Here is a 26671-nt window from a genome sequence, read left to right on the forward strand (position 1 = left end):
TGAAAAATTAATCTCGTTTATTTTTAAGTCTGAATTTGATAATTCCGTTTAAAACAACGGTTAATAAAATTATAACTGCACCAAAATAAAACTCTTGGCTCATTTTTTCTTTGTCTTTAAAAATTAGTAACGCCAAAATTATTCCGTAAATAGGTTCGAGATTAATTGTTAACATAACTGTGTATGGACTAATATACTTCATGACTTTTACAGAAGCTATAAATGCATAAGCTGTACAAATTGAACTAAGAATAAGTAGATAAATCCAATCTGATGGCTGTAATATAAAGAACTCTCTTGAAAAACTTCCCGTGAACAACAAATAAATTGAAAAACACAAAACACCTCCAAAAAGTTCATAAAATGAAATGACTGTTGAATCATACATTTTGGCATATTTTCCATTAATAACAGAAAAAAGTGCTGATAAAAAGGCCGAGGTTAATGCCAAAATAATTCCTAAATAATAATCACCTTCAAAATTAAAAATGATATAGAGACCTCCAACCACTATTAATCCAAAAAAAACTTCATACCAAACAACTTTTCTTTTGTATAAAATAGGTTCCAAAAAAGACGTGAAAAAAGCACCAGTAGACAAACACGCCAATGTTACAGAAACATTTGATACTTTAATTGCTTTAAAAAATGTAAGCCAATGTAGGGCAATTACAAATCCTAAAAGTAAAAAAGCAATTAGTGTTTTTCGTGGAATAGTGAGATTAATTTTTTTGTAAAAAATAAAAATAGCTATAAAACTAACAGCCATTAGCATTCTAAACCATACCAGAGGTAAAGCATCTAAAGATATTAGCTCACCTAAAATGGCTGTAAATCCCCAAATAAAGACGATTAAATGAAGGTGTAAATAACTTTTTACGTTATCGTTTTGCATTTCTAAGCAAATAAACAGCTAATAAACCAAATACTAAATTAGGAAACCAAACGGCTACCAATGGAGGAATGCTGGATTTTTCAGCCATTGTTCCGAAGATTTTGTCAAAGAAAATATACGTAAATGCAATTACAATTCCGATGGCTAGATTTACTCCCATTCCACCTCTTCGTTTCATAGAAGATACAGAAACTGCAATAATTGTTAAAATAAATGCCGTTACGGGCAAGCTATATTTTCTATACAAAACAACCAAATAGGTATTGATGTTTGCATTTCCTCTTGCTTTTTCCTTATCAATAAATCTAACTAAATCCGGCAACGTGAGTGTTTCAGCGATATAAATAACCGGAGTTAAATCTTCTAAATCAAAACTAAAAATTGTATCTCTTTTTTCAGCTTTTTCTAAAATATCACCATAAAGGCCAACTTTACGTTTTTGATAATTATACATTGTATATGTACTGTCTTTTTCATTCCATTTCAATCGATTAGCAGTAATCTTGTAATCGAGTTTTTCTCCTTTAAATTTTTCTAACGTAAAGTTAAAAGCCGTTTTGGAAATGGAGTTAAAGTTACTTACATATAAAAATTCATCATCACTAATTTGCCGAAAAACATTCGAATTTTGCCTTATTTCTTTATTGTTTTTTAAATAAGTGTAGCGAAAATCATTGAAACCTTTACTAGCTTTTGGAACAAGAAAGAATCCCATTAACAAAGCAAAAACCGAAACGATTGTTGCACCAATTATATACGGTCGAAGAAATCTTGAAAAAGAAATTCCGGAACTTAGGATTGCAATTATTTCTGTGTTATTTGCTAATTTTGAAGTAAACCAAATGACAGAAAGAAACAAAAAAATAGGAAATAATAAATTAGCAAAATAGATTGTAAAATCTAAGTAATACATGGCTACTGCCGATAATGGAACTTTACTTTCTAAAATTTTATTGATTTTTTCGGCCACATCAATCACAATTCCGATAGGAATAAATAACAACAGCATCACCGTAAAAGTGGCTAAATATCGCTTTAGGATGTATTTATCAATTATTTTCATATAGAAAATTAGAATTTAGAGTTTAGAATTTAGAAATCGGAGTGAAACACTTCTGAATTCTAATTTCTAAATTCCTATTTTTATAAACGTTGACTCATTTGCTTCACCATTTGCTCTTTCCATACTCTAAAATCTCCTGCAATAATATGTTTTCTGGCTTCACGAACCAACCACATATAAAATCCGAGATTATGAATGGTTGCAATTTGTTTACCAAGATACTCATTTGCAGCAAACAAATGACGTAAATATGCTTTTGTATACTCCGTATCAACAAAAGTAATTCCCATTTCGTCAATTGGTGAAAAATCATCTTCCCACTTTTTATTTTTAATGTTGATGGAACCGTTTGCTGTAAAAAGCATTCCGTTTCGTGCATTTCTGGTTGGCATAACGCAATCAAACATATCAATTCCTAATGCGATATTTTCTAAAATGTTGATTGGTGTACCCACGCCCATTAGGTAACGAGGCTTATCATGCGGCAAAATTGCCGTAACAACCTCGGTCATTGCATACATTTCTTCTGCTGGCTCACCTACAGAAAGTCCGCCAATCGCATTTCCTTGTGCTCCGGCATTGGCAATATATTCTGCAGATTGTTGACGTAAATCTTTATATGTACTTCCTTGAACAATTGGAAAAAAAGTTTGTTCATAACCATACTTGAAAGGAAGTTTTTCTAAATGATTGATGCATCTGTCTAACCAACGATGCGTCATGTGCATCGATCGTCTGGCATAATTATAATCACAAGGATAAGGCGTACATTCGTCAAAAGCCATAATAATATCAGCTCCAATTGTACGTTGAATTTCCATTACATTCTCAGGCGAAAAGAAATGATAAGAACCGTCAATGTGACTTTTAAACTTCACCCCTTCTTCTTTAATTTTTCTGTTTGAAGAAAGTGAATAAACCTGATAACCGCCACTATCTGTCAAAATATTACGATCCCAATTCATAAATTTATGCAATCCACCGGCTTTTTCAAGAATTTGGGTTTGAGGTCGAAGGTATAGATGATAGGTGTTACCTAAAATTATATCGGGATTAATATCATTTTTCAATTCGCGTTGGTGTACACCTTTTACGGAAGCAACCGTTCCAACAGGCATAAAAATGGGTGTTTCAATCACACCATGATCGGTGGTAATTGAACCTGCACGGGCTTGCGAATGAGGGTCAGTCGTCAATAAATCAAACTTCATATCTTTTTTTTACAATTGGCAAAGATAAAAGAATAGTTAATTTAGAATTACGAATTAGGAATTAAATAACAACTCCGTTTTAAAAATTTTATTTTCCAATAATTCAATCTTTAAAAGTTATATATTTGAAAAAAGTTAAACTATAAATTATGAAAAAAGTTGTAATTCTACTTGTGTTCATTCAATCAATAGGTTTTGCTCAAGAAATATGGAGACCATTAGGATATGACGATTTTGACAAAGCATCATACGGCGATGCAACTTTAGCCGGAAGATACCCAATTGTAGTCAAAAATGACCATGTTTTTTTGTTCAAAATTGAATTGCCTTATTACCAAAACACCAATCATCTCTTCTCGGTAAGCAAATATTCAGATGGTGGATGGCAACATATGGATTTTCCCTTTCTCTTTCCAAATATTCCTACAATTGATTGTTCTGTTGACAGTAACGAAATACCTTATGTGCTATTCAATGCTATTGACGGAAATAATGCTCCGGTAGTAAAAAAGTTTGAAAATGGTAATTGGACAGATGTTGGATCAGACATCTCTAATGTGTCATCAGACTTTTTAAATATAAAGATTGGAAATGATAATTTACCACAGATTTTATATAGGGACGGCAACGTAATTAAATTAAAAAAATTCGATGGCAGTAACTGGATTTTGCTTTCCGAAACCACCGAATTCATACCTTATACTAGTATTTCGCTTGAACTCGACAATAACAACGTTCCCTATGTTGTCTCTAATTATCAAGTTGGCTCAACTTCCAACTGTTTCGTAAAAAAATTCAATGGAAATGCTTGGGAAGAAGTTGGAATTACCGGTTTTGCCCCAATTGGATTTTCATTAGTCTTTGATAATTTCAATGTCCCACATATCTTTATTGGTAATATCATAAAAAAGTTTAACGGATTGGCTTGGGAAAATATTTCATCTCAATTATCAGAACCAAATTTACAGATTAATGGAGGTATAAATTTATTTTTTAATGATTCTAATGAGTTGTATGCGAGTTATTCTGTTTCTGGTTATTTGTTACCTCCTCGAAATTATGTTAAAAAATTGGTTGGCACAACTTGGCAGTCCATTGTAAATAATGGCTTTATCTATGATAAAGTTTATACAGTTTTTGGAAATGATTTATATCATGTTTCTTTTGGAACGGACTATCAACCGGATATATACAAAATAAACAATGGGACATCTACGCTTTTGGGCATGTCTCCTTTTCTACAAGCACGAAGCAGAGATTATGATTTTTCAATTTGCAATGGCATCCCGTTGATAGCCTATCAGAGTAGTAATGGAAAAGCCCAAGTTGCAATGTTGAATAACGAAAGTTGGTCTAATTTAGGTGCACTTAATATCTCAGAAAACGAAATTTACACTGCAAAGATTAAATCGGGTACGGATGGTAATATTTACCTGGCATACAATAATAAAATTTCATACTCAACAAGCGATACCAAACTCAGTGTTAAAAAGCTTACCTCGACAGGATGGGAACTTGTAGGACCAGTCAACTTTTCATTATCTGCAGGAGTTTATTTTGATTTCAAAATGAGTCATGCTAACGAACCATATGTACTTTACATGTCGGGTAGAGTGCAAAAATTTGACGGTAGCAATTGGGTTTTTGTTGGTGGAAGTGCTTTTGTTGGTGATACCGAAGCTCGATTGGCATTGGATTCAAACGATTTACCTTATATTGCCTATAAAGATTTGTCAAACGGTGGTCGGATCGCAGTAAAAAAATTAAATGGTAATGTCTGGGAATATGTAGATCAAACTAGTCTTGCCGTTTATACAGGTCAATCCTATAACCCAAGGATAGTAATTGATGCACTAAACAATATTTACCTTGGCTTTACAGACAATACAAAAAAAGTACATATCAAAAAATTAAATAATGGAGTTTGGGAATCTGTTGGTCCGGATTATTTTAATAACGGAATAACAGAACAACATGAAATAGCTGTTGACTATAATAATGTTTTGTATGTGATTTATAATGAGTTCGAAAATAACTTCAGAAATCAAGCAAAAGTAAAAAAGTTTAATGGTAACAATTGGGAATTTGTAGGTGAATCTAATTTCTCCGCATCATCTATTTTTCATGGGAAAATTGATTTTTGGGCTAACAATACCCCTCTGGCTTCTTTCAGTTCTCGTTATGGCAGTTTCAATGGTATTTTTACAAAATATTTTGGAGAAATGAATGCATTAGGTGTAAACGAACAAGAATTAATTACTGAAAATCCAAAGTGGTTACTGTATCCAAATCCGGTTAATAATACTTTTTCAATTGTAGGAAATGATTCTATCTTGTTAATTGAAATATTCGACATGACCGGTAAAAAAGTGAAAGTGGAAAATGCTAATTTTAATAACATAGATATCTCATCTTTTCGTTCAGGCATTTACATGGTAAAAGTAAAGTCATATAATGGAGCAAGTATTGTGAAGTTAGTGAAAAGTTAAATTGAAATTTTTTAATTTAATTTTTTTCGAGAATTTCGTTGAACTTTTCAATTAGTTACAACTTCTGTTTTTTAATATTAAAACAAATAATTGCCTCTGAAGCATAAAGTTTAAAATAATTGATGATAACTATTCATAAATTCATTTGTCAACCTTTAAAATTACATTTACTTTTGCGACATTAAATTTTTAACTACAAAAAATGTCAAAAACACAACAACTAAAAGACTTTTCAACACAAGTCAGAAGAGACATTCTTCGCATGGTTCACGCCGTAAACTCCGGACATCCAGGAGGTTCTTTGGGATGCACAGAATTTTTTGTCGCCTTATATCAAGTTTTGATGGACAGAAAAGAAGGCTTTGATATGGATGGAAAAAATGAAGATTTATTTTTCTTATCAAACGGTCATATTTCCCCTGTCTTTTACAGCGTTTTAGCCAGAAGTGGTTATTTTCCGGTATCAGAATTAGCAACTTTTCGATTAATTAATTCAAGATTACAAGGACATCCTACTACGCACGAAGGTTTACCTGGAATTCGCATTGCATCAGGTTCACTTGGGCAAGGAATGTCAGTATCTATCGGAGCTGCATTAGCAAAAAAATTGAATAAAGACAGTCATTTGGTTTATTCACTTCATGGTGATGGCGAATTACAAGAAGGGCAAAATTGGGAAGCAATAATGTATGCTTCGGCTTATAAAGTGGATAACTACATTGCTACCATCGATTTAAATGGAAAACAAATTGACGGTTCAACCGACGAAGTTTTACCAATGGGAGACATTAAAGCAAAATTTGTCGCATTTGGATGGGATGTTTTAGAAATCAAAGAAGGAAATAAAATTGAAGCTATAATTTCCGGAATGACTGAAGCAAAAGCAAAAACCGGAAAAGGAAAGCCAGTTTGTGTTTTATTACACACTGAAATGGGTAATGGTGTTGATTATATGATGCACACCCACGCTTGGCACGGAAAAGCTCCAAATGATGAGCAATTAGAAAAAGCATTGGCTCAAAACCCAGCAACTTTAGGCGATTACTAAAACTTTGAACAATCTCATGAAAAAATATATCAATACAGGAAATAAAGACACCCGTTCCGGTTTTGGAGCAGGATTGACTGAATTAGGTCAGAAAAACGAAAAAGTAGTTGCACTTTGTGCCGACTTAATCGGATCATTAAAAATGGATGATTTTAAAAAGAATCATCCTGAACGTTTTTTTCAAATCGGAATTGCCGAAGCGAATATGATTGGTATAGCTGCCGGATTAACTATTGGTGGAAAAATTCCTTTTACAGGAACTTTTGCTAATTTTTCTACCGGAAGAGTGTATGACCAAATTCGTCAATCGGTTGCGTATTCTGATAAAAATGTAAAAATTTGTGCTTCGCATGCCGGACTTACATTAGGTGAAGATGGTGCAACACACCAAATTTTGGAAGACATTGGTTTAATGAAAATGTTACCCGGAATGACAGTAATCAATACGTGTGATTACAACCAAACCAAAGCCGCAACATTGGCTATTGCCGATCATCATGGTCCGGTTTATTTACGTTTTGGTCGTCCGAGTGTGGCTAATTTCACACCTGAAAATGGTGAATTTGTAATTGGAAAAGCTGTTATTTTGAATGAAGGTACAGACGTAACCATCATTGCAACAGGTCATTTAGTTTGGGAAGCTTTGCTTGCTGCCGAAAAATTGGAAGAGAAAGGAATTTCTGCTGAAGTAATTAATATCCACACAATCAAACCATTAGACGAAGAAGCCATTTTAAAATCAGTTGCTAAAACGGGTTGTGTGGTTACTGCCGAAGAGCACAATATTTTAGGTGGTTTAGGCGAAAGTGTAGCAAGAACATTATCGTTAAACAATCCTGTTCCGCAAGAATATGTTGCTGTTCAAGATAGTTTTGGCGAAAGCGGAACTCCAGACCAATTAATGGAAAAATATAAATTGAATCATCAAGCTATTTTTGAAAAAGCTCAAAAAACAATAAGTAGAAAAAAATAGATAATTCATAAGAAACAATCTTTAAAAAATTGCCCTCAAAAAGTAGTAAACTTTTTGGGGGCATTTTAATTTAAATTTCAAAATAACTGCATTAAAATTTGTATATTTAGGTATCAATTCATCAATATGGAAATTGACAAAACCTTGTTATTTTTATTGCTCACATTAATTGCAGAAATCATAGGAACCATTGGCGGTTTTGGCTCTTCAGTATTTTTTGTGCCTTTTGCAAACATTTTCTTTGATTTTCATACTGTTTTAGGAATCACTGCGATTTTTCATTTGTCGAGTAACTTATCAAAAATCTATTTGTTTAGAAAAGGATTAGACAAAAAACTCATTCTTCAAATTGGAATTCCGTCTGTAATTTTCGTGATTATTGGAGGCTTTTTAAGTAAATTATTTGAAAGTAGAATTTTAGAAATTGCATTAGGTATTTTTCTAATCGCACTCAGTTTGCTGTTTTTAATAAAAGACAAACTCATCATTCCACCAAAATTCAAACAAACTGTTATCGGTGGAGCTCTTTCAGGATTTTCAGCCGGATTAATCGGAACCGGTGGAGCTATTCGAGGTTTAACAATGGCTGCCTTTAATTTAGAAAAAAGCGTTTTTGTGGCCACATCAGCAGCAATCGATATGATGATTGATTTATCGCGAACCGGTGTTTATTACAGTAATGGATATATTACTAAAGACATATTGATATATATTCCCTTTCTATTCATAATCGGTTTTGTTGGTAGTTGGATTGGTCAAAAGATTTTAAACCATATTTCGCAAGATTATTTCAAACGAATTTCACTATTTATGATTCTTATAATTGGATTATTTTCAATCTATCAAAGCTTAAAATAAAGAAGCCCTGAGATTTCTCAAGGCTTAGTTGCTATAGTATGTACGGTGGTTATTCTAAATCTTCTTTTACATTTGCATCAGGAGCATTTTTAGCTACAGAAGCAATTCCGTTTTCACGAGCTGCAACCGATTCATACATTTCACTGTTGCCAATAATTTGTCCGTTAGTTGCTTTTAAATTAAAATAAGGTTTTCCATTTTTTGCTTCCAAACGTTCAAAACGCTTATCATCTTGTGAATTTTTTCGAACCGATTCAATTCCGTTTTCACAAGCAGCTTTGGTAGTATAACCTTCACTAGACAGAATTACCTGCCCATTTCCGGCTTTTAAAACAAACTGAAATTCACCATTTTTTCTTTTACTGATTACAAATGATCCCATGCTAATTATTTTAAAAATTATTGAATTGTAAAATTAAGAAGATATTTTAACAAAACATATTATTTTAATGTGAAATTATAAACAATTCTATCATAATTGCGTAGAATTAAAACTACAGATTTATACTATAGATAATTGAAATTGTTTTCGTCTTTCAAAATCCACCACAAAAAACTATCTTCGCTTTAAAATGAAATTGACGTTGACATTGATTTTTGAATTTGAAATTGATTTTACCATTGATTTTTTAAAATGAACGATATCCTACAAACTCCTATCGAATACCTGAAAGGTGTTGGTCCTTCTCGTAGCGAAATGCTTCGAAAAGAACTCAGCATTTATAGTTCACTGGGAATGTAATTCTACTTAAACAAATAAAATAGAATTTAATAAATTTACAAAAAATGAATATCATGAAAACCAAATCAATAAAATTAATTACTCTTGTTTTACTTTTTGTTCATGGAGCTATTTTTGGATGTATTAATGGAGAAACTAAAGTTTTAAAAAATGGTATTTTTATTTATGAAGATCATGAAGGAAGTATTCCGTTTGGACATAAATTCAACAAGTTTAATTTTGAAAAAGTAAAAAAAGAACTAGATAGTTTGTATAAAAAAACAAACGATTTAGACTATCTTTCAGATATTGGCTATGTCTTAATCATTGAAGGAAAATACATAGAAGCTTTAGATATATACTCAGAAATTGAAAAAAAATCACCCAATCGATATTCAACAGCATCTAATATGGGAACAATCTATGAACTTTTGGGGGATAACAAAAAAGCATATTTCTGGATTGAAAAAGGAATTCAAATAAATCCAACATCTCATAATGGTTCAGAATGGTTACATCTTAAAATATTAGAGGCAAAAATTAATAAGGAAAAAAATCTTGATAGTAATTTCTTCTTTTCAACTTCGTTTGGAACATTTAATAATGCTCAAACTGAATTGAGCAATAGCAAAATCGAAAAATTGATTAGTGATATCTATTACCAGTTAAATGAACGAATTACTTTTATAAAAGGTACAGATCTTATTATTGCAAATCTTTTATTTGATCTAGGAAATCTGTGTTTAATTGAAGGAAAAAAATATGAAGCACTAGAGATTTTAAAAATGTCCAGAGAATATGGATTAAAGTCAGAACTTTTGTATAGACGAATCGCATTTACAGAAGGATTAAATACCTGCAATTCCAATGAGTCAAGATTTGAAACATCAAGAATAAATTATAATGATGTTTACAATATTGAAAAAACCATTTTGCTTATTTTGAGCATTATAGCATTTTGTGTCGTACTCTACTTTTTATTTAAAAAGTACAATTCTCAAAATCATACACCAAAAAATTAACTTTTTGAAAAGCTCTAAAGTAAAACCTATTTTACATAGTTTATAAATGATTAACATTTTTATGAAATTTAGGACTTAAAGGTTTAAAATCAAATTTGTTCAATTTCATAATTCCACCACAAAAAACTATCTTCGCTTTGAAATGAAATTGATGTTGACATTGATTTTTGATTTTTGAATTTGACATTGATTTTGATTTTGCCATTGATTTTTTAAAATGAACGATATACTACAAACTCCTATCGAATACCTGAAAGGTGTTGGTCCTTCTCGTGGCGAAATGCTTCGGAAAGAACTCAGCATTCATCGATACGGAGATTTGTTGACGCTGTTTCCCAATCGGTATATTGACCGAACGCGTTATTATAAGATCAATGAATTACAAGCTGGAAATACAGAAGTTCAAATTGTTGGGAAAATTATCCACATCAAAACCGTTGAACAAAAAAAAGGACGAGGTCGCTTAGTCGCTACGTTTGTAGATGACACCGGCGAAATGGAATTGGTCTGGTTTCAAGGTCATAAATGGATTCGTGAAAGCTTAAAACTCAATGCCGTTTATGTTGCTTTTGGTAAAGTTGCTTCTTTTTCAAACCTATTCAACATGGCTCATCCGGAATTGGAATTGTTGGAAGAACACAAGCAAAGTCTACGTTCGGCAATGCAACCGGTTTATCCTTCTACCGAAAAATTAACGCAAAGAGGCATTTCCAATCGTACCATTAACAAAATGATGCAACAATTGTTTGTGGAAACGCAAGCTCGTTTTACCGAGACACTTCCCTCCTATTTGTTGGATGAATTAAAGTTGATTCCGAAAAATGCAGCTTTGTTTAATATTCATTTTCCAAAGAGTCAGGAATTGTTGGCAAAGGCTCAATTTCGATTAAAATTTGAAGAATTGTTTTTTATTCAATTGCAGTTAATCACCAAAAATCTCATTCGAAAACATAAAATCAAAGGCCATCCGTTTGAAAAAGTGGGCGATTATTTTAATAATTTCTATCAAAATCATTTACCTTTTGAATTAACAAATGCTCAAAAAAGAGTGTTGAAAGAAATTCGAAATGACTTGGGCAGTAATGCTCAAATGAACAGATTATTGCAAGGTGATGTTGGTTCCGGAAAAACAATCGTGGCATTAATGTGTATGCTTATGGCGTTGGACAATGGTTTTCAAAGTTGTTTAATGGCTCCTACGGAAATCTTAGCAACACAACATTTTAACGGTTTAACGGAATTAGCTAAAGACTTAAAAATCAATATAAAATTGCTCACTGGTTCAACTAAAACTTCAGAACGAAAAATTATTCATGAAGCGTTAGAAAATGGTGAATTACACATTATTATTGGAACCCATGCTTTATTGGAAGACAAAGTACAATTCCACAATTTAGGTTTAGCGATTATTGACGAACAACATCGATTTGGAGTTCAACAACGTTCAAAACTATGGAAGAAAAATGATATTCCGCCACATGTTTTGGTGATGACCGCCACGCCAATTCCGAGAACATTGGCGATGAGTTTGTACGGTGATTTGGATATTTCTGTGATTGACGAATTGCCTCCGGGACGAAAACCCATTCAAACTGTGCATCGTTACGATTCCAATCGATTGAAAGTTTGGAAATTTTTGAAAGATGAAATTGCAAAAGGCCGTCAAATTTATATTGTTTATCCGTTGATTAATGAAAGTGAAAAATTGGATTATAAAGATTTGATGGATGGTTATGAAAGCATTTCAAGGGATTTTCCACTGCCACATTACAGCGTTTCCATCGTTCACGGCCAAATGAAAGCGGCTGACAAAGAAGAAGAAATGCGACGCTTTGCTGCCGGAAAAACCAATATTATGGTCGCAACCACCGTAATTGAAGTCGGCGTAAACGTTCCAAATGCAAGCGTAATGGTCATTGAAAGTGCGGAACGATTTGGATTATCGCAATTACACCAACTTCGTGGTCGTGTAGGTCGTGGTGCCGAACAAAGTTATTGTATTTTAATGACGAGCCACAAATTGAGCGATGATTCAAAAACCCGATTAGAAACCATGTGCCGCACCAACGACGGTTTTGAAATTGCTGAAGTGGATTTAAAACTTCGTGGACCCGGTGATATTATGGGAACACAACAAAGTGGTGTGTTGAATTTACAAATCGCCGATTTAGTTCGTGACCGTGATATTTTACAAGTTGCTCGCCACGAAGCCATAAAACTCTTGAAAAAAGATGCTTCAATGACATTACCTGAGCACCAAACGTTGCGAATGGTTTTTATGGAAATGAGTAAGAAGAAGAATATTTGGAATTATATTAGTTAATAGAGTTTGAAGGTTGCGAGTTACGAGTTGCGGGTAGGAAAAACATGAAAATTTATATTCTCAATCAAAAATTAAAATTTCTTCTCTACATTTACGTTTTCAAACCAATCACCTATTACCTTTAACCCATTACCCTAAAAAATGGTTCAATACAACCCAAAAGACTGGATTACCTTTATTTTCAGATTTCATAAATCAGATACATTCAGACAATTGATTCCGATGATGATTTTTATCGGGCTTTATACGTTTGGTGTTGGTTATCTAGAGATTGTTTACTGGAAAATGTCTGAAAAAAGTCATTTAAGTAATATCACAATTATGCATAATATGCTAGGATTCGTGATTTCATTATTGCTTGTATTCCGAACCAATACAGCTTATGATCGTTGGTGGGAAGGACGAAAATTATGGGGAGCATTAGTCAACAACAGTAGAAACTTGGCTATAAAACTTCGTGTGATGTTGCACGATGAAAATGATAGAGCCTATTTTAGGAAACTTATTCCCGGTTATGCTTCTATTTTGAATAAGCATCTTACTAATGTAGAAACCAGTAAACAACTTTATGACGATGCTGATTTAGAAATTGATCACCACAAACACAAACCCAATCAATTGGCCAAAATGCTTTTTCAAAAAATAAATGATTTATATGATCAAAAGAAAATTTCCGGCGACCAACTGATTATTTTGAACAACGAAATTATGTCGTTTACTGAGATCTGCGGAGCTTGTGAACGTATCAAAAACACTCCTATCCCCTATTCCTACAGTGCATTCATCAAAAAATTTATCTTTTTTTATGTCATGACTTTGCCATTTGGTTATGTCTTCAGCTTAGGGTATTATTCCATTCCGGTAGTTATTTTTATATTTTATGTACTAGCAAGTTTAGAATTAATTGCCGAAGAAATTGAAGATCCTTTCGGGTTTGATGCAAACGATCTTCCTATAGAAAAAATCGCTTCCAATATTAAAAAACACGTAGAAGAAATCCTTTAAATCATAATAATCACACTAATTTTGAGTTAGTTAACGATAAAACAGTGTTTTTGAACGATTTTATTTTTGTATCACAAATCTTGCACTTAGCTTAGCACCATCAACTAAAAGCTTGCCCGGCAATTAGTTGAATAGATCCCAAGTCTAACACAAAAAACTTAACCAACATGAAAAAAATTACATTAGTAATTTTTACTGCATTTCTGACGCTTAATTGTAGTAAAGACGATTCTTTTAACGAAGAACAAACAAATCTTGCACTGCTTTCCTCCAAAAAAGATATTGCTTTAAAATCTGAAGTGAATTATGAAATCGTTAACAATCAATCTAAATCAATTGGTGAATTGTCTATTTATCACGATGAAACTACTATTTATATGATTTGTAAATCAAATACTAACATTTCTATTTCGGAAGCTGATTTATATTTCGGAACCTTTTCTAAAATTCGTAAAAGTATTGATGATACCGAAACAATTCCTTCTTACAATTTTAAAACTACCACAAATCAGACTGAAAATATCTTTAGAATAGAAAAAGAAAATTTAAAATTTGATAAAAACGGATGCATTTATGTGTCTACGCATTTCAAATTTACAGATGCTACATCACAAGAAAGTAAATCTGCCAATAGTGTTTCACAAGTTTTACCCGGAAGCGAAAAATTATCCTATTTTCTATATTGTATCAATTAATTATAATAAATAAAAAAGTTTCAAAAAGGTCGCTAAATTAAGTGACCTTTTTTATTTAAAATTATGCAAAAAGTAATTCATTGATTATCTTTGCCACCTTTAAAAGCTCATAGAAAATGCGTATCTCATACAATTGGCTCAAACAATTTATTAAATTAGATTCATCTTCCGAAGAAACAGCTGCTTTGCTTACCGATTTAGGTTTGGAAGTGGAAGTTGTAGAAAAATATCAATCTGTTAAAGGTGGTTTAGAAGGAATTGTGGTTGGTGAAGTAAAAACATGCGTCCAACACCCTGATGCTGATAGACTTAAAATAACAACAGTTGATTTAGGCGACGGAAATCCAATTCAAATTGTATGTGGTGCTCCCAATGTTGCGGCTGGTCAAAAAGTTCCTGTAGCAACCATTGGAACCAATTTATTTGATAAAGAAGGAAACGAATTTCAAATTAAAAAAGGAAAAATTCGCGGACAAGAAAGTCACGGAATGATTTGTGCCGAAGATGAATTAGGTCTTGGCGAAAATCACGACGGAATTATGATTTTAGATGACTCTTTGCAAGCAGGAACTTTGTTTTCTAAAGTAATGAACATTGAAAATGATGAAGTTTTTGAAATCGGTTTAACCCCAAATCGTGCCGATGCCATGTCGCATTGGGGAGTTGCTCGTGATTTACGTGCCGGTTTGGTTCAAAAAAATGTTCATCCTGAATTAATTACGCCTTCTGTAACCAGTTTTCGTGTTGATAAAAGAACGCTTAAAATTGATGTTGAAGTAAAAGACATCAAATTAGCTCCACGCTATTGCGGAGTTACAATTTCCGGAATTACAGTAAAACCTTCTCCGGATTGGTTGCAAAATCGTTTAAAAGCCATTGGTTTAACTCCAAAAAATAATATTGTTGATGCTACTAATTATGTATTGCACGAATTAGGACAGCCGCTTCATGCGTTTGATGCGAACAAAATCAACGGAAAAATTATCGTAAAAACTGCTGAAAGTGGAACAAAATTCAAAACCTTAGATGATGTAGAACGAATTTTGCACGAAGAAGATTTAATGATTTGCGACGAAAAAGGTCCGCTTTGCATTGCAGGTGTTTTTGGTGGGAAAAATTCAGGCGTAACCGAAAATACATCCAATATATTTTTAGAAAGTGCTTATTTTAATCCGGTTTCTATTCGAAAAACAGCGAAAAGACATGGTTTAAGCACCGATGCTTCTTTTCGATTTGAACGTGGAATTGATCCAACAATTACAGAATATGCTTTGAAAAGAGCAGCCATTTTAATCAAAGAAATTGCTGGTGGCGAAATTACATCCGATATCATCGATATTTATCAAAAGAAAATTGAGGATTTTACGGTTTTATTGAACTTCAATAAAGTAAATAAAATTATCGGTCAGGAAATTCCAAAAGAAATCATAAAAAAGATTTTGGTTTCCTTAGATATTAAAGTAAATAGCGTTTCCGATGCCGGTTTGGGCTTAACCATTCCTGCTTATCGTGTTGATGTTCAGCGAGAAATTGATGTAATTGAAGAAATTCTTCGTGTTTATGGTTACAACAATATTCAGTTTTCTAAAAAATTGAATGCAACCGTAGCCAATTCAGGAAGAACCGAAGATTATAAAGTTCAAAACATCATCGCTTCACAATTAAATTCGGTAGGTTTTCATGAGATGATGGCTAATTCGTTAACCACTCCTGATTATGCAAAATTATCAGAAAATTTAAAAGAGGAATTCAATGTGATGATGCTCAATCCGTTGAGCAATGATTTATCGGCGATGCGTCAATCGTTATTATTTTCAGGCTTAGAAGCGGTTTCGTATAATATCAATCGTAGAAATTCAGATTTAAAATTATTTGAATTTGGTAAAAGTTATCACAAAATGCCATCCGGTTATGAAGAAAACAAGCATCTTTCTTTATTTGTAACCGGTAATCGTCAAGCTGAAATTTGGACAACTCCACAAAAAACAAGTGATTTCTTTTTGTTTAAAGGATATATTCAATCCATTTTAACGAGACTTTCTTTCGGAAAAACGCAAACTGTTCCGGTTTCAAGTGATGTATTTAATGAAGGAATAGCCATTGCCATTGGAAATGATGTTTTGGTTGAATTTGGTACAGTAAAAAAATCTATTCTAAAATATTTCGACATCAAACAAGAGGTTTTTTATGCCGATTTCAATTGGAATTTGATTTTGAAAATGATTTCCAACAAAATTAAATTTCAAGATATTCCAAAATATCCGGAAGTTCGAAGAGATTTGTCGTTGTTGTTAGATAATAACGTTACGTTTGATAAATTATATTCAATCGCTCGTCAAACAGAGAAAGTTTTACTCAAAGACATTAATCTTTTTGATGTTTATGAAGGAAAAAATCTTCCGGAAGGAAAGAAATCGTATGCGTTGAGTTTTGTTATTCAAGATACCACCAAAACACTGACGGATGATCAAATTGATAAAATAATGAACAAGCTTCAGCAAAATTTTGAAAAAGAGCTAGGAGCTGTTTTGAGATAATAAAAAAAGACCACAACTGTAAAAATTGTGGTCTTTTCCATTTAAAACAAAAATCAAATCAACATGCTTTTATGATTTCGGTGTAACAACTGCATCAACTACGTGAATCACGCCATTGGATTGATTTACATCAGCAATTGTAACTTTCGATTTTCCTCCATTTTCATCTATCAAAATAACATCTTTTCCATTCATTGAAGCATATAATTTTCCACCGCTCACGGTTTTAAATTCTGCTTTTCCATTACCGTCTTTTATTGCCAGCACAATATCTTTTGCACTAAACTTTCCTTGTAATACGTGGTAAGTCAAAATTGTTTGTAACGTTTTAAGATTTTCCGGTTTTAAAAGTGTTTCAACTGTTCCTTTTGGCAATTTATCAAAAGCCGAATTGGTTGGTGCAAAAACGGTGAATGGTCCTTTTCCTTGTAATGTTTCAACTAAGCCTGCTGCTTTTACTGCCGCAACCAATGTGGTATGATCTTTTGAATTCACTGCATTTTCAACAATGTTTTTACTCGGATACATCGGAGCTCCACCCACTTGAACCGTTTTTTCTTTGGTTTGTGCAAAAGTTGATGTTCCCATCATCATTGCAAATGCAACTACTAAGGTTGCCAAATTTCTTTGTGTTTTCATAATAGCTTTTTTTAAGTTATAAAGTAAGTTACGCTGATACAATAATTTTGGTTTTGAATTACTTTCGATTTAACATTAGTTTAGTGAATGTTTTTCGGAAAATAAATTCACAAAAATTTCATTTTTATATGATAAATAATTAATTTAGAACGTATTGTAATTATTTTATGTAACTTATAAAAACATCTTAAAATGCTACTGAAAAAGAAGAATCTTTTAAATGAATTACGATTGGAGAGACATAAATTTAAAACAGAAGAAGCTATTTTAAACGAAGTTTTTTCAATTTTAAATAAAAATGAAATCAAAAGGGCTGAAATTCTTTCAACCTTAACTGAAAAAAGTTCAACAAAATATAATACATTTCATTTTGATTGTTTAGAATCGGATAGAATATTTCATTTGGAACAAATTAAATCAATATGTGTAGATTATCGATTACGATTTTTAGATAGTCACTTATTTAAAGGAAAAATTCCGGAAGAGGCTATCACGAAAATTCATCAACTGGAAAAAGAACATCAAACAAAACTTGAAGGTTTCAGAATTATTGCTCCATCAAAATTGTTTAAATTAGAAAATTATGATGATCCTTTACTGTTTGCTCCAATTGGAAATGGTTATTATTATTTAATTCACAAATGGGGAAATGATTTGCATCCATTACGTAAACTTGCCATGAAACCATTTAAAACAATGGGCAATTTTATAATTTTATTAGTACTTATCAGTTTAGTTTTAACTAGTTTATTACCGCAAAACCTATTTGGCAAATCTCCTCAAAATGTCATGGGTTTAGTTACTTTTTTATTTATGCTTAAATCTATTATGGGAATTGCAATTTATTATTGCTTATGGCAAGGTAAAAATTTTAATGAAGATATTTGGTTGAGTAAATATTATAACTAGTGATTAGCTGCAAACGTTGAAATTATACAAAAAAAATCCCTCAACTTTCGAAGAGGGATTTTTTGAATTTATAAAGTTAAGAAATATTATTTCTCTCCTTTTTCCATTTTAGCTTTAAGGTCAGCTAAAATTTGGTTGTTTTCTCCAAGAGTTTGAGCAGGAGCATTCGTGTTGTTATTAGCAGCAACAGATTCTGTAGCAGCTTTCACGTTTTTCTCTTCTTCTTCTCTAAAGATTGATGTGTGCGAAGCAACAACTCTCTTAAATTCTTTATTAAATTCAATTACTTTGAAGTCAGCAGCATCACCTTTTTTCAATTTTTTACCATCTTCTTTTTCTAAATGACGAGTTGGTACGAAAGCAACAACATCATCACCAAAATCAACTGTTGCACCTTTGTCAACAATTTCAGCGATAGTTCCGTTATGAACAGTTCCTACAGCAAAAGCATCTTCGTGCTTATCCCAAGGGTTTGCAGTAGTTTGTTTGTGACCTAAAGATAATTTACGTCCGTCAACATCCAATTCTAAAACAACAACATCTAACGTTTCACCAACATTGATGAATTCTGATGGATGTTTGATTTTTTTAGTCCAAGATAAATCTGAAATATAAATTAAACCATCGATACCTTCTTCTAATTCTACGAAAATACCAAAGTTTGTAAAGTTTCTAACGATACCATTATGTTTAGAACCAACAGGATATTTAGAAGTGATATCAGTCCAAGGATCTTGCGACATTTGTTTGATACCTAACGACATTTTTCTTTCGTCTCTGTCTAATGTTAATACAACAGCTTCTACTTCATCACCAATTTTCATGAAATCTTGAGCCGAACGTAAATGCGTTGACCAAGACATTTCTGAAACGTGGATTAAACCTTCAACACCTTCAGCAACTTCAATGAAAGCACCGTAATCAGCGATAACTACTACTTTACCTTTCACTTTGTCACCTACTTTCAAGTCTGCATTCAATGCATCCCATGGGTGAGCGTTTAATTGTTTTAAACCTAATTGGATTCTTGTTTTCTCATCATCAAAATCAAGAATTACAACGTTTAATTTTTGATCTAATTCAAGAACTTCGCTTGGGTGATTGATTCTTGACCAAGAAAGGTCAGTAATGTGGATTAATCCATCAACACCACCTAAATCAATAAACACACCATAAGAAGTAATGTTTTTAACAACACCTTCTAATACTTGTCCTTTTTCTAATTGACCAATGATTTCTTTTTTCTGAACTTCAATATCAGCTTCGATAAGAGCTTTGTGAGAAACTACCACGTTTTTGAATTCGTGATTAATTTTTACCACTTTAAACTCCATCATTTTGTTTACATATTGATCGTAGTCACGGATTGGTTTCACATCAATTTGTGATCCCGGTAAGAATGCTTCAATTCCGAAAACATCAACAATCATACCTCCTTTAGTTCTACATTTCACAAAACCGTTTACGATTTCACCGCTTTCGTTAGCAGCAATAACGCGATCCCATGCTTTGATTGTTCTTGCTTTTCTGTGAGATAATACTAACTGACCTGTTCTGTCTTCACGAACGTCGATTAATACTTCTACTTTGTCACCCACTTTTAAATGTGGATTGTAACGGAATTCATTTAAAGAGATAACTCCTTCAGATTTCGCGTTAATGTCAACGATAGCGTCACGATCTGTAATACGAACTACTGTTCCCATTACTACTTCGTCGCTGTCAGTTGAAATGAAGGTTTTAGCAACTAACTCTTCAAATTCTCTTAGGTTTTTCTCATCTACAGCATCAATTCCTTCTTGGAAGTTATGCCAGTTAAAGTTTGCTAAAAACGCTTCTTGTTCTTTTAATAATTCAGACATGCTGATAAAAAATTTGTATTCTGAGTTCTCTTGAGTTTCTTAATGCGATAGAAAACAGCAGAAGTTGTTTACATAAATTGTTTATACCCAATGGAAACTCTTCTCCGCCAAAAGGTGTGCAAAATTACGAACCTTTTTTGAATATACAAAACTATTTTTGAGGGAATTAGTGGGAAATTTCATGGATTGAAAGATAAATAGTAAGTTTTCATCATTTCTTAAACTAATCAACTCATTTTCAGCAATCAAATTCATTTAAAAAAGTTAAAAATTTCCTTATAAATGGGATGTTTTAATTCTAAATAGTATCTTGTCAAAAAACACAAAAACCCAAAATACAATTTAATGAAGACACATTTTAAACATACCATTTTCTTATTCGCATTTGCTTTAATGGTTTCTTGTCAAAATTCGAAAGAAATAGATGAAGTTGAACGACCAAAACCGACCCGAAAATATGACAAACCACAAGATTTCACGTATACAATTTGGTCTTTAAAAAATGATTCGGTTCGAAAAATTTTCAAATCTAAATTTTCAAGTAGTGAAATAACGACAATCGTTTCGTTGAATAGAATTGATAAAAATACACTTCAAAGAGCGGATACTTTAATCATCCCAAATAAATTTGATGATGATTTTCTGGCCTATTCTGCTTTTCCATACACTATTAAAAAATTAAATGATGTGCCAAAAATTGCCATTTTCTCCTATCCTATTCAAGCCTATGGTTTATATGAATATGGCGAATTGGTCAAATGGGGTCCAACTAGTTTAGGATCAAAAGCTCATAAAACACCAACCGGATTATTTTTTACCAATTGGAAAGGCGAAGAAGTACAAAGCACCGTGGATGATGAATGGATTTTACGTTGGAATTTCAACATCGAAAATACAGAAGGCGTGGGTTGGCATCAATATGAATTGCCTGGTTATCCGGCTTCACATTCGTGTTTGCGATTATTGGAAAACGATGCCAAATGGATGTATGATTGGGCAGACGAATGGATTTTGAAAGATGCCAATACCGTTGAAGCCAAAGGAATTCCTGTACTAGTTTTTGGTGATTATGATTTTGATGGAAAATCGCCTTGGTTAAAATTAGTTGATGAACCTAAGGCGAATGATATTTCGGAAAAGGAATTAGAAAATTTAGTTGAAAAACACCTTTCTGAAATTATGAAAGAACAAGAAAACAGAGAAAAAGTGCTGACCAAAAAACAAATAAAATAAGTTTAAAGCAAGGTTTTTTTGAGACCTTCGCCGATGCTTCGCCAAAGAAAATTGTAGAACGATTTTTCTGGAATTCTTTCCACTTCTACTTCCACTTCTTTAACTTTTTCATCAGAATCTTTTTTGACAAACAAATTACCAATAGCCGAAAGAAATTTATTTTTCTCTTTTCGGCTATTTTTTTTGTAAACTGTCACGTTCAAATCTTCATATTTAATGGCAAAATTACCTTTTGATTTTAGATCATTTCCGGCGAAATTAAAATAGACTTCATCCAACATTCCTTCCACATCCACATTCATATAAGGTTTGGTAAAAGGTTTAAGTTGTTCGGCCGGAAAGTTTAAAATCGTACCTTTAATTGTAAATCCGTCCATTTTATCCAGTACGTTGAATTGCCAATCGACTTTCATTGGAGAAACATTCATAAAACGACAATCTACTTTGATTTTTACATCCGATAATTTTTGCTCTTTATAACCGCTATTGACATTGGTTACAGCCATATTAAATTGATGAAATGATAGTAATCCCGCTCCTTTTTCAAATGTTTTTTCTTCTTCATATTCTAAAATGGATTCTCGAATTTGCAATGAATCGACTTGCAATTTAAATGGAATTTCTCTCAATAATTTGTTATACAAAGGTTTTTTGGAAAGATCGTCATTTGGAATTTTTGATCGATAAATGTTAGCATAAACCGAATCTAAAACTATATTTTTTGAATGAAAATAAAAATCTTCTTCTTCAAAACCCCAGTCCATATCTTTTAGTGAGATGGATTTAATTGAAGTTGAATAAATATCTTTTTCGACAGAAATTTTTCTAACAAATTCAGCTCGGCTGTATTCTGAAAATAATTTAAAATTATCGATTTTTAATTCCGATTTTGTACTTTGAATATTCTCTGCTTTCAAATGATAAAATTCATTGGCTCTGAAATAAATACTATCACACGAAAAATCAAAATCGTTGTAATTGAATGGAATTTTTTCTTTGATTGTTTCATCATCCAAAACAACATTATCCAATTCTAAAGAAAGATTACTAACGACTAATGAAGGTAAATTTGTTTTAGTTGAAATGATTTTCAAGTTAGCATTTTCCAATTCAATGTCTGAAACTGAAATGGTGTTTTTAAACGGTTTTACGACACTTTCGTTAATACTTTTCGGATTATTTAATGCTTTGTCATCAATTTTATAGAGAATAATTTCCGGTTGAGAAATAATAAGTTTTGAAGCTTTGATTTTTTTATTGAAAAGGAAACTCCAAATACTAATTCCTTTAATATCAACGTCTGAAATTGTTGCAAATAATCCGGTTTTATCCGTTGTATCATTCATCACTTTTTTGGGAACAATCGTAATGTCATTAATTAAAATCGTTCCGCTCAGCAATGTAATATCGATGGTTTTGTAAACAATATGATAAGGCGAATCGTTATTCTCGTTGATGATTTTAGGCAGTTCTTTTTTTAACCAAAAGCTCAATCCGATATTTAAAACGAAAATCAGAGCTAGTAAACTTAAAACGAAAATGACTATTTTTTTCCACCAAACCATATGAAATGTTTAATTTTTAAATATAGTGACTAATTCAGCAATTAATGCCAAATAAAGTATAAAAAACTTACTATATATTCTTGTATTCATAGAAGAACTAAAGTTATTTAAGCCACAAATTTCACTAATTCACACAAATTAATTCGTGTAAATTAGTGAAATTCGTGGCTTTTTTTCTAATGATTATTTAAAAATCTGTTGGAATTAGTGAGACTCGACTAAAAGAAAATTAAATCTTATAAATAAAACTCTCATTCACACCAATCTTCAACTTAAACTTCCCTACTCCATTTTCAATAACTAATTCAGTTGAACTTTTTCCGTATAATTGATCTTTTAATGTATATTTTCCGTCTTTCAGATTCATTTTTTTTACTACATCTGCCGGAATCATCACATCACATTGAACGGGTGTGTTTTGGTTGAAATTAGTTACAATCACCAATTTCTCGTCGTCACTCCAACGCACATACGAATACAATCCGAAATCATAATTGGAACCCGCATTTAAATTAGCATCGTGAATTTGCTCGAATTCACCCATCAAAGCACTGCTTTTTAAGGTAAAATTCAATAAACGTTTATAGAAATCACGTAATTCTTTTTCTTCCGGTTTTAATTGTCCGCCGTCAAATTTTCCACCATTCATCCAACGTTGATGATGAGGAACTCCAACATAATCAAAGATTGAGGTGCGTGAATTTTTTCCGAAACCGGCATCAAGAGCTCCCGGCTCACCCACTTCTTGACCAAAATAAATCATCGTTGGTGACGAACTGATTGTTGCCGAAACAACCATCAACGGTTTTCCTTTTTTAGCATCATCTGCAAACTGCGGACTCGCCAAACGTTGTTCGTCGTGGTTGTCTAAAAAGTGCAACATATGGTGTTCGATATCTTTCAAATCTTCTCTGATTCCTGAGATATTTTTCGGTAAACCGCGACCTTGCACGATGTTTTTCAATGTGTCATACATTTGCACTTTATCATACAAATAATCCATTTTTCCTAAATGAATATAATTTCTGTATTCACCCGGATTATATACTTCTGCCAACAAAAACGCATTCGGATTTTTCACTTTGATGGATGAATTCATATAACTCCAAAATTCCACTGGAACCATTTCAGCCATATCATATCGAAAACCATCCACACCTTTATCTATCCAATAATGGGTGATATCTTTAAATTTTTTCCACGAATCCGGAACGTCTTTTCCTTTCCAAAATTCGGCGTGAGCTTTGTAATCTTTTTTATCAAAACCTTCAGGTAACGTTGGAAAATCTTTGCTTCCATCCGGTTTTACGCCATAATTAATTTTGACCGTTTCATACCAATCATTGATGTCTGGCTTGGCTAAACGAGAACCATTCCCGGTCCATTTTGCAGGGACTTCTTCAAATTTTCCATCAGCCAACGGGTGTTTTTCACCACCAAGCGGTTTATAATTAGCATCGGTTGGTACCTCAAATTTCGAATTTGGAATGTAATAGAAATTGTTATTTCGTTTGTATTCGACTGATTTATCATCGTCTGCACCAAAATCTTTCACACCTTTCGGATTCGTTTTTCCTTCATATTTTCTGGCAATGTGATTGGGAACAATATCAATTACGACTTTCAAACCGTTTTTGTGTGTTCGCTCAATCAACGCCTCAAATTCTTCTAATCGTTTTGCTGGATCTACTGCCAAATCAGGATTTACATTATAATAATCTTTCACGGCATAGGGAGAACCGGCTCTACCTTTCACCACATCAGGATCATCATTAGAGATGTCATACTTTGTATAATCATTGATTAAAGCGTGATGCGGAACACCGGTGTACCAAATGTGCGTTACACCCAAATCTTTAATTTCCATAAGAGCTTTATCGGTGAAATCATTGAACTTTCCAACACCATTTTCTTCGATTGTTCCCCACGGTTTGTTGGTAGCATTTGTGTTTCCAAATAATCGTGTAAAAACTTGATATACAACAATTTTATGTTCTGAATTGGATTCAGTTACCGTTTCTGTTTGGGCCTTCATATTTTTTTGTTCGCAGGATAAAGTTGAGAATAAGACGATGGTGCTTAGAGCAACCGCTGATTTTTTGAGCATAGAATTTACTTTTTAAAGGTCTAAATATACGAATTTTTAGTAATTGGTAAATAGTGAATAGTAATTAGCGTCTTTGCTTCAAAATTTCAACAATATCATTTAATTCAAAACCTTTTGCCTTCAATAGAATTAAATAATGAAACAGTAAATCGGCACTTTCGCTCAAAAATAAATCATCGTTAGAATCTTTGGCTTCAATGACCATTTCGATTGCCTCCTCGCCTACTTTTTGAGCGATTTTATTGATTCCTTTCGCAAATAAAGAGGCTACATAACTTTTTTCAGACTCGCCATTTTCTTTACGAAGTTGAATCGTGTTTTCTAACTCTGATAAAAATCCAAACGCTGTTTTATTTGGCTGTTGCCAACAAGTTTCGGCTCCCGTATGGCAAACCGGACCAGTTGGGTTGACTTGGATTAAAAGTGTATCATTGTCGCAATCCGCTTCAATTGAAACAAGATTGAGAAAATTTCCGCTTTCTTCGCCTTTTGTCCACAATCGATTTTTTGTACGACTAAAGAACGTAATTTTTTGAGAAGAAATGGTTTTTTGATAGGCTTCTTCGTTCATATATCCCAACATTAAAACTGTTTTGGTCGTTGCATCTTGAATGATTGCAGGGATTAATCTATCGGGGTTTTTATTGAAATTTAAATTATTTTTTAACATATAAGTCATATAAGTTGATTCGTTAAAAGTTTTTGAAGTTCATAAAAGTTTTTTCAAGTTAAAACTCTTTACAAACAAATCGGAATGTTTTGTTTTTTTAGAAATTGTTTTAGTTGTGGAATTGAAATTTCATTATAATGAAAAACACTCGCAGCCAGAGCCGCATCTGCATTTCCGATGGAAAAAGCTTCTTCAAAATGTTGCATTGTTCCTGCTCCACCCGAGGCAATAATGGGGAGATTTACTGTTTTGGATAATTGAGCCAACGCGTCATTGGCAAAACCATTTTTTGTTCCGTCATTGTTCATTGAGGTGAATAAAATTTCGCCGGCTCCTAGTTGTTCAACTTCTTTTGCCCAATCAAATAAATCCAATTCGGTGGCTACTTTTCCTCCAACTAAATGGACTTTCCAATTTTCTTTGATTAATTTGGCATCGATGGCAACCACAACGCATTGACTTCCGAAGTTTTTAGCAATTTCTGAGATTAATTTTGGATTCTTCACAGCGGAAGAATTAATGGAAATTTTATCCGCTCCATTTTTTAAAAGCAATTCAACATCGTGCACTGATGAAATTCCGCCACCAACCGTAAACGGAATGTTGATGGTTTGAGCCACTTTTTGAACCAGTTGAACCAAGGTTTTTCTGCGTTCTTCCGTGGCAGAAATGTCTAAAAAAACCAATTCATCGGCACCTTCCAAACTATATTTCAAAGCTAATTCTACCGGATCTCCGGCATCTTTCAATTCTAAAAAATTAATGCCTTTTACGGTTCTTCCGTTTTTTATGTCTAGGCAGGGAATGATTCTTTTTGTCAACATATTTATTTCTCGCAAAGTCGCA

Annotated in this window: 21 protein-coding genes; 11 read left to right on the forward strand and 10 right to left on the reverse strand. The window is 32.6% G+C overall.

Going from position 1 to position 26671, the window contains the following annotated elements:
• Window positions 1–7 precede the first annotated feature (7 nt).
• From AC23MC_RS04995 to tgt, 3 genes are all read right to left on the reverse strand, one after another.
• Window positions 8–895 (reverse strand): DMT family transporter, encoded by an 888-nt coding sequence (locus tag AC23MC_RS04995; RefSeq protein ID WP_487567348.1) that lies wholly within the window; start codon window positions 893–895, stop codon window positions 8–10.
• Window positions 882–1958, reverse strand: coding sequence for an LptF/LptG family permease (locus AC23MC_RS05000; protein ID WP_487567347.1), 1077 nt, complete (start codon window positions 1956–1958; stop codon window positions 882–884). Before AC23MC_RS05000 ends, AC23MC_RS04995 begins: the two co-directional genes overlap by 14 nt.
• 80 nt (window positions 1959–2038) lie before the next feature.
• Entirely contained in the window at window positions 2039–3169 is a 1131-nt protein-coding gene (gene tgt, locus AC23MC_RS05005) for a tRNA guanosine(34) transglycosylase Tgt (protein ID WP_487567346.1), read from the reverse strand.
• 149 nt (window positions 3170–3318) lie between these two features.
• Between tgt and AC23MC_RS05010 the strand changes: the two genes are divergently transcribed.
• From AC23MC_RS05010 to AC23MC_RS05025, 4 genes are all read left to right on the forward strand, one after another.
• Entirely contained in the window at window positions 3319–5658 is a 2340-nt protein-coding gene (locus AC23MC_RS05010; RefSeq protein WP_487567345.1) for a T9SS type A sorting domain-containing protein, read from the forward strand.
• A 202-nt stretch (window positions 5659–5860) separates the two neighbouring features.
• Window positions 5861–6706 (forward strand): transketolase, encoded by an 846-nt coding sequence (locus AC23MC_RS05015; RefSeq protein WP_487567344.1) that lies wholly within the window; start codon window positions 5861–5863, stop codon window positions 6704–6706.
• A gap of 16 nt (window positions 6707–6722) precedes the next feature.
• Window positions 6723–7679 (forward strand): transketolase family protein, encoded by a 957-nt coding sequence (locus AC23MC_RS05020; RefSeq protein WP_487567343.1) that lies wholly within the window; start codon window positions 6723–6725, stop codon window positions 7677–7679.
• Window positions 7680–7805: 126 nt separating this feature from the next.
• Window positions 7806–8537: a sulfite exporter TauE/SafE family protein gene (locus AC23MC_RS05025; RefSeq protein ID WP_487567342.1), complete on the forward strand. Its 732-nt coding sequence runs from the start codon at window positions 7806–7808 to the stop codon at window positions 8535–8537.
• A 49-nt stretch (window positions 8538–8586) separates the two neighbouring features.
• Here AC23MC_RS05025 and AC23MC_RS05030 read toward each other — a convergent pair whose 3' ends face one another.
• Window positions 8587–8919: a YegP family protein gene (locus AC23MC_RS05030; RefSeq protein WP_487567341.1), complete on the reverse strand. Its 333-nt coding sequence runs from the start codon at window positions 8917–8919 to the stop codon at window positions 8587–8589.
• A 413-nt stretch (window positions 8920–9332) separates the two neighbouring features.
• Between AC23MC_RS05030 and AC23MC_RS05035 the strand changes: the two genes are divergently transcribed.
• The 5 genes from AC23MC_RS05035 to pheT all read left to right on the forward strand — a co-directional run bounded on the left by AC23MC_RS05035 (window position 9333) and on the right by pheT (window position 16840).
• Window positions 9333–10280, forward strand: coding sequence for a tetratricopeptide repeat protein (locus tag AC23MC_RS05035; RefSeq protein WP_487567340.1), 948 nt, complete (start codon window positions 9333–9335; stop codon window positions 10278–10280).
• Between the two features lie 217 nt (window positions 10281–10497).
• Window positions 10498–12603, forward strand: coding sequence for an ATP-dependent DNA helicase RecG (gene recG, locus AC23MC_RS05040; RefSeq protein ID WP_487567339.1), 2106 nt, complete (start codon window positions 10498–10500; stop codon window positions 12601–12603).
• A gap of 141 nt (window positions 12604–12744) precedes the next feature.
• A complete protein-coding gene (locus AC23MC_RS05045; protein WP_487567338.1) occupies window positions 12745–13608 on the forward strand; it encodes a bestrophin family protein in 864 nt (287 codons plus the stop codon).
• 167 nt (window positions 13609–13775) lie between these two features.
• Entirely contained in the window at window positions 13776–14303 is a 528-nt protein-coding gene (locus tag AC23MC_RS05050; RefSeq protein ID WP_487567337.1) for a hypothetical protein, read from the forward strand.
• Between the two features lie 116 nt (window positions 14304–14419).
• Entirely contained in the window at window positions 14420–16840 is a 2421-nt protein-coding gene (gene pheT / locus AC23MC_RS05055; protein WP_487567336.1) for a phenylalanine--tRNA ligase subunit beta, read from the forward strand.
• Between the two features lie 69 nt (window positions 16841–16909).
• Here the strand turns inward: pheT and AC23MC_RS05060 are convergent, their stop codons facing one another.
• The gene (locus AC23MC_RS05060) at window positions 16910–17479 is read right to left on the reverse strand and encodes a fasciclin domain-containing protein (protein WP_487567335.1); all 570 of its coding nucleotides are present in this window, start codon (window positions 17477–17479) and stop codon (window positions 16910–16912) included.
• A 192-nt stretch (window positions 17480–17671) separates the two neighbouring features.
• Between AC23MC_RS05060 and AC23MC_RS05065 the strand changes: the two genes are divergently transcribed.
• A complete protein-coding gene (locus AC23MC_RS05065) occupies window positions 17672–18388 on the forward strand; it encodes a hypothetical protein (RefSeq protein WP_487567334.1) in 717 nt (238 codons plus the stop codon).
• An 86-nt stretch (window positions 18389–18474) separates the two neighbouring features.
• On the opposite strand, the gene rpsA is transcribed toward AC23MC_RS05065, so the two are convergent.
• Window positions 18475–20250 carry a 30S ribosomal protein S1 gene (gene rpsA / locus AC23MC_RS05070; protein WP_487567333.1) on the reverse strand — a complete coding sequence of 592 codons (1776 nt, stop codon included), beginning with the start codon at window positions 20248–20250 and terminating at the stop codon, window positions 18475–18477.
• A 345-nt stretch (window positions 20251–20595) separates the two neighbouring features.
• Between rpsA and AC23MC_RS05075 the strand changes: the two genes are divergently transcribed.
• Window positions 20596–21483 (forward strand): L,D-transpeptidase, encoded by an 888-nt coding sequence (locus tag AC23MC_RS05075; protein WP_487567332.1) that lies wholly within the window; start codon window positions 20596–20598, stop codon window positions 21481–21483.
• A 2-nt stretch (window positions 21484–21485) separates the two neighbouring features.
• Here the strand turns inward: AC23MC_RS05075 and AC23MC_RS05080 are convergent, their stop codons facing one another.
• The 4 genes from AC23MC_RS05080 to hisF form a co-directional block, all read right to left on the reverse strand.
• Complete coding sequence (locus AC23MC_RS05080; protein WP_487567331.1) at window positions 21486–23048, reverse strand: AsmA family protein; 1563 nt, start codon at window positions 23046–23048, stop codon at window positions 21486–21488.
• A gap of 229 nt (window positions 23049–23277) precedes the next feature.
• Window positions 23278–25155, reverse strand: a complete 1878-nt coding sequence (locus AC23MC_RS05085) for an alpha-amylase family protein (protein ID WP_487567330.1) — start codon at window positions 25153–25155, stop codon at window positions 23278–23280.
• Between the two features lie 64 nt (window positions 25156–25219).
• Entirely contained in the window at window positions 25220–25834 is a 615-nt protein-coding gene (hisIE, locus tag AC23MC_RS05090; protein ID WP_487570631.1) for a bifunctional phosphoribosyl-AMP cyclohydrolase/phosphoribosyl-ATP diphosphatase HisIE, read from the reverse strand.
• A gap of 59 nt (window positions 25835–25893) precedes the next feature.
• Window positions 25894–26649 carry an imidazole glycerol phosphate synthase subunit HisF gene (gene hisF / locus AC23MC_RS05095; RefSeq protein WP_487567328.1) on the reverse strand — a complete coding sequence of 252 codons (756 nt, stop codon included), beginning with the start codon at window positions 26647–26649 and terminating at the stop codon, window positions 25894–25896.
• Between the last annotated feature and the right edge of the window lie 22 nt (window positions 26650–26671).

The sequence above is a fragment of the Flavobacterium sp. T50_26 genome, assembly GCF_057652995.1.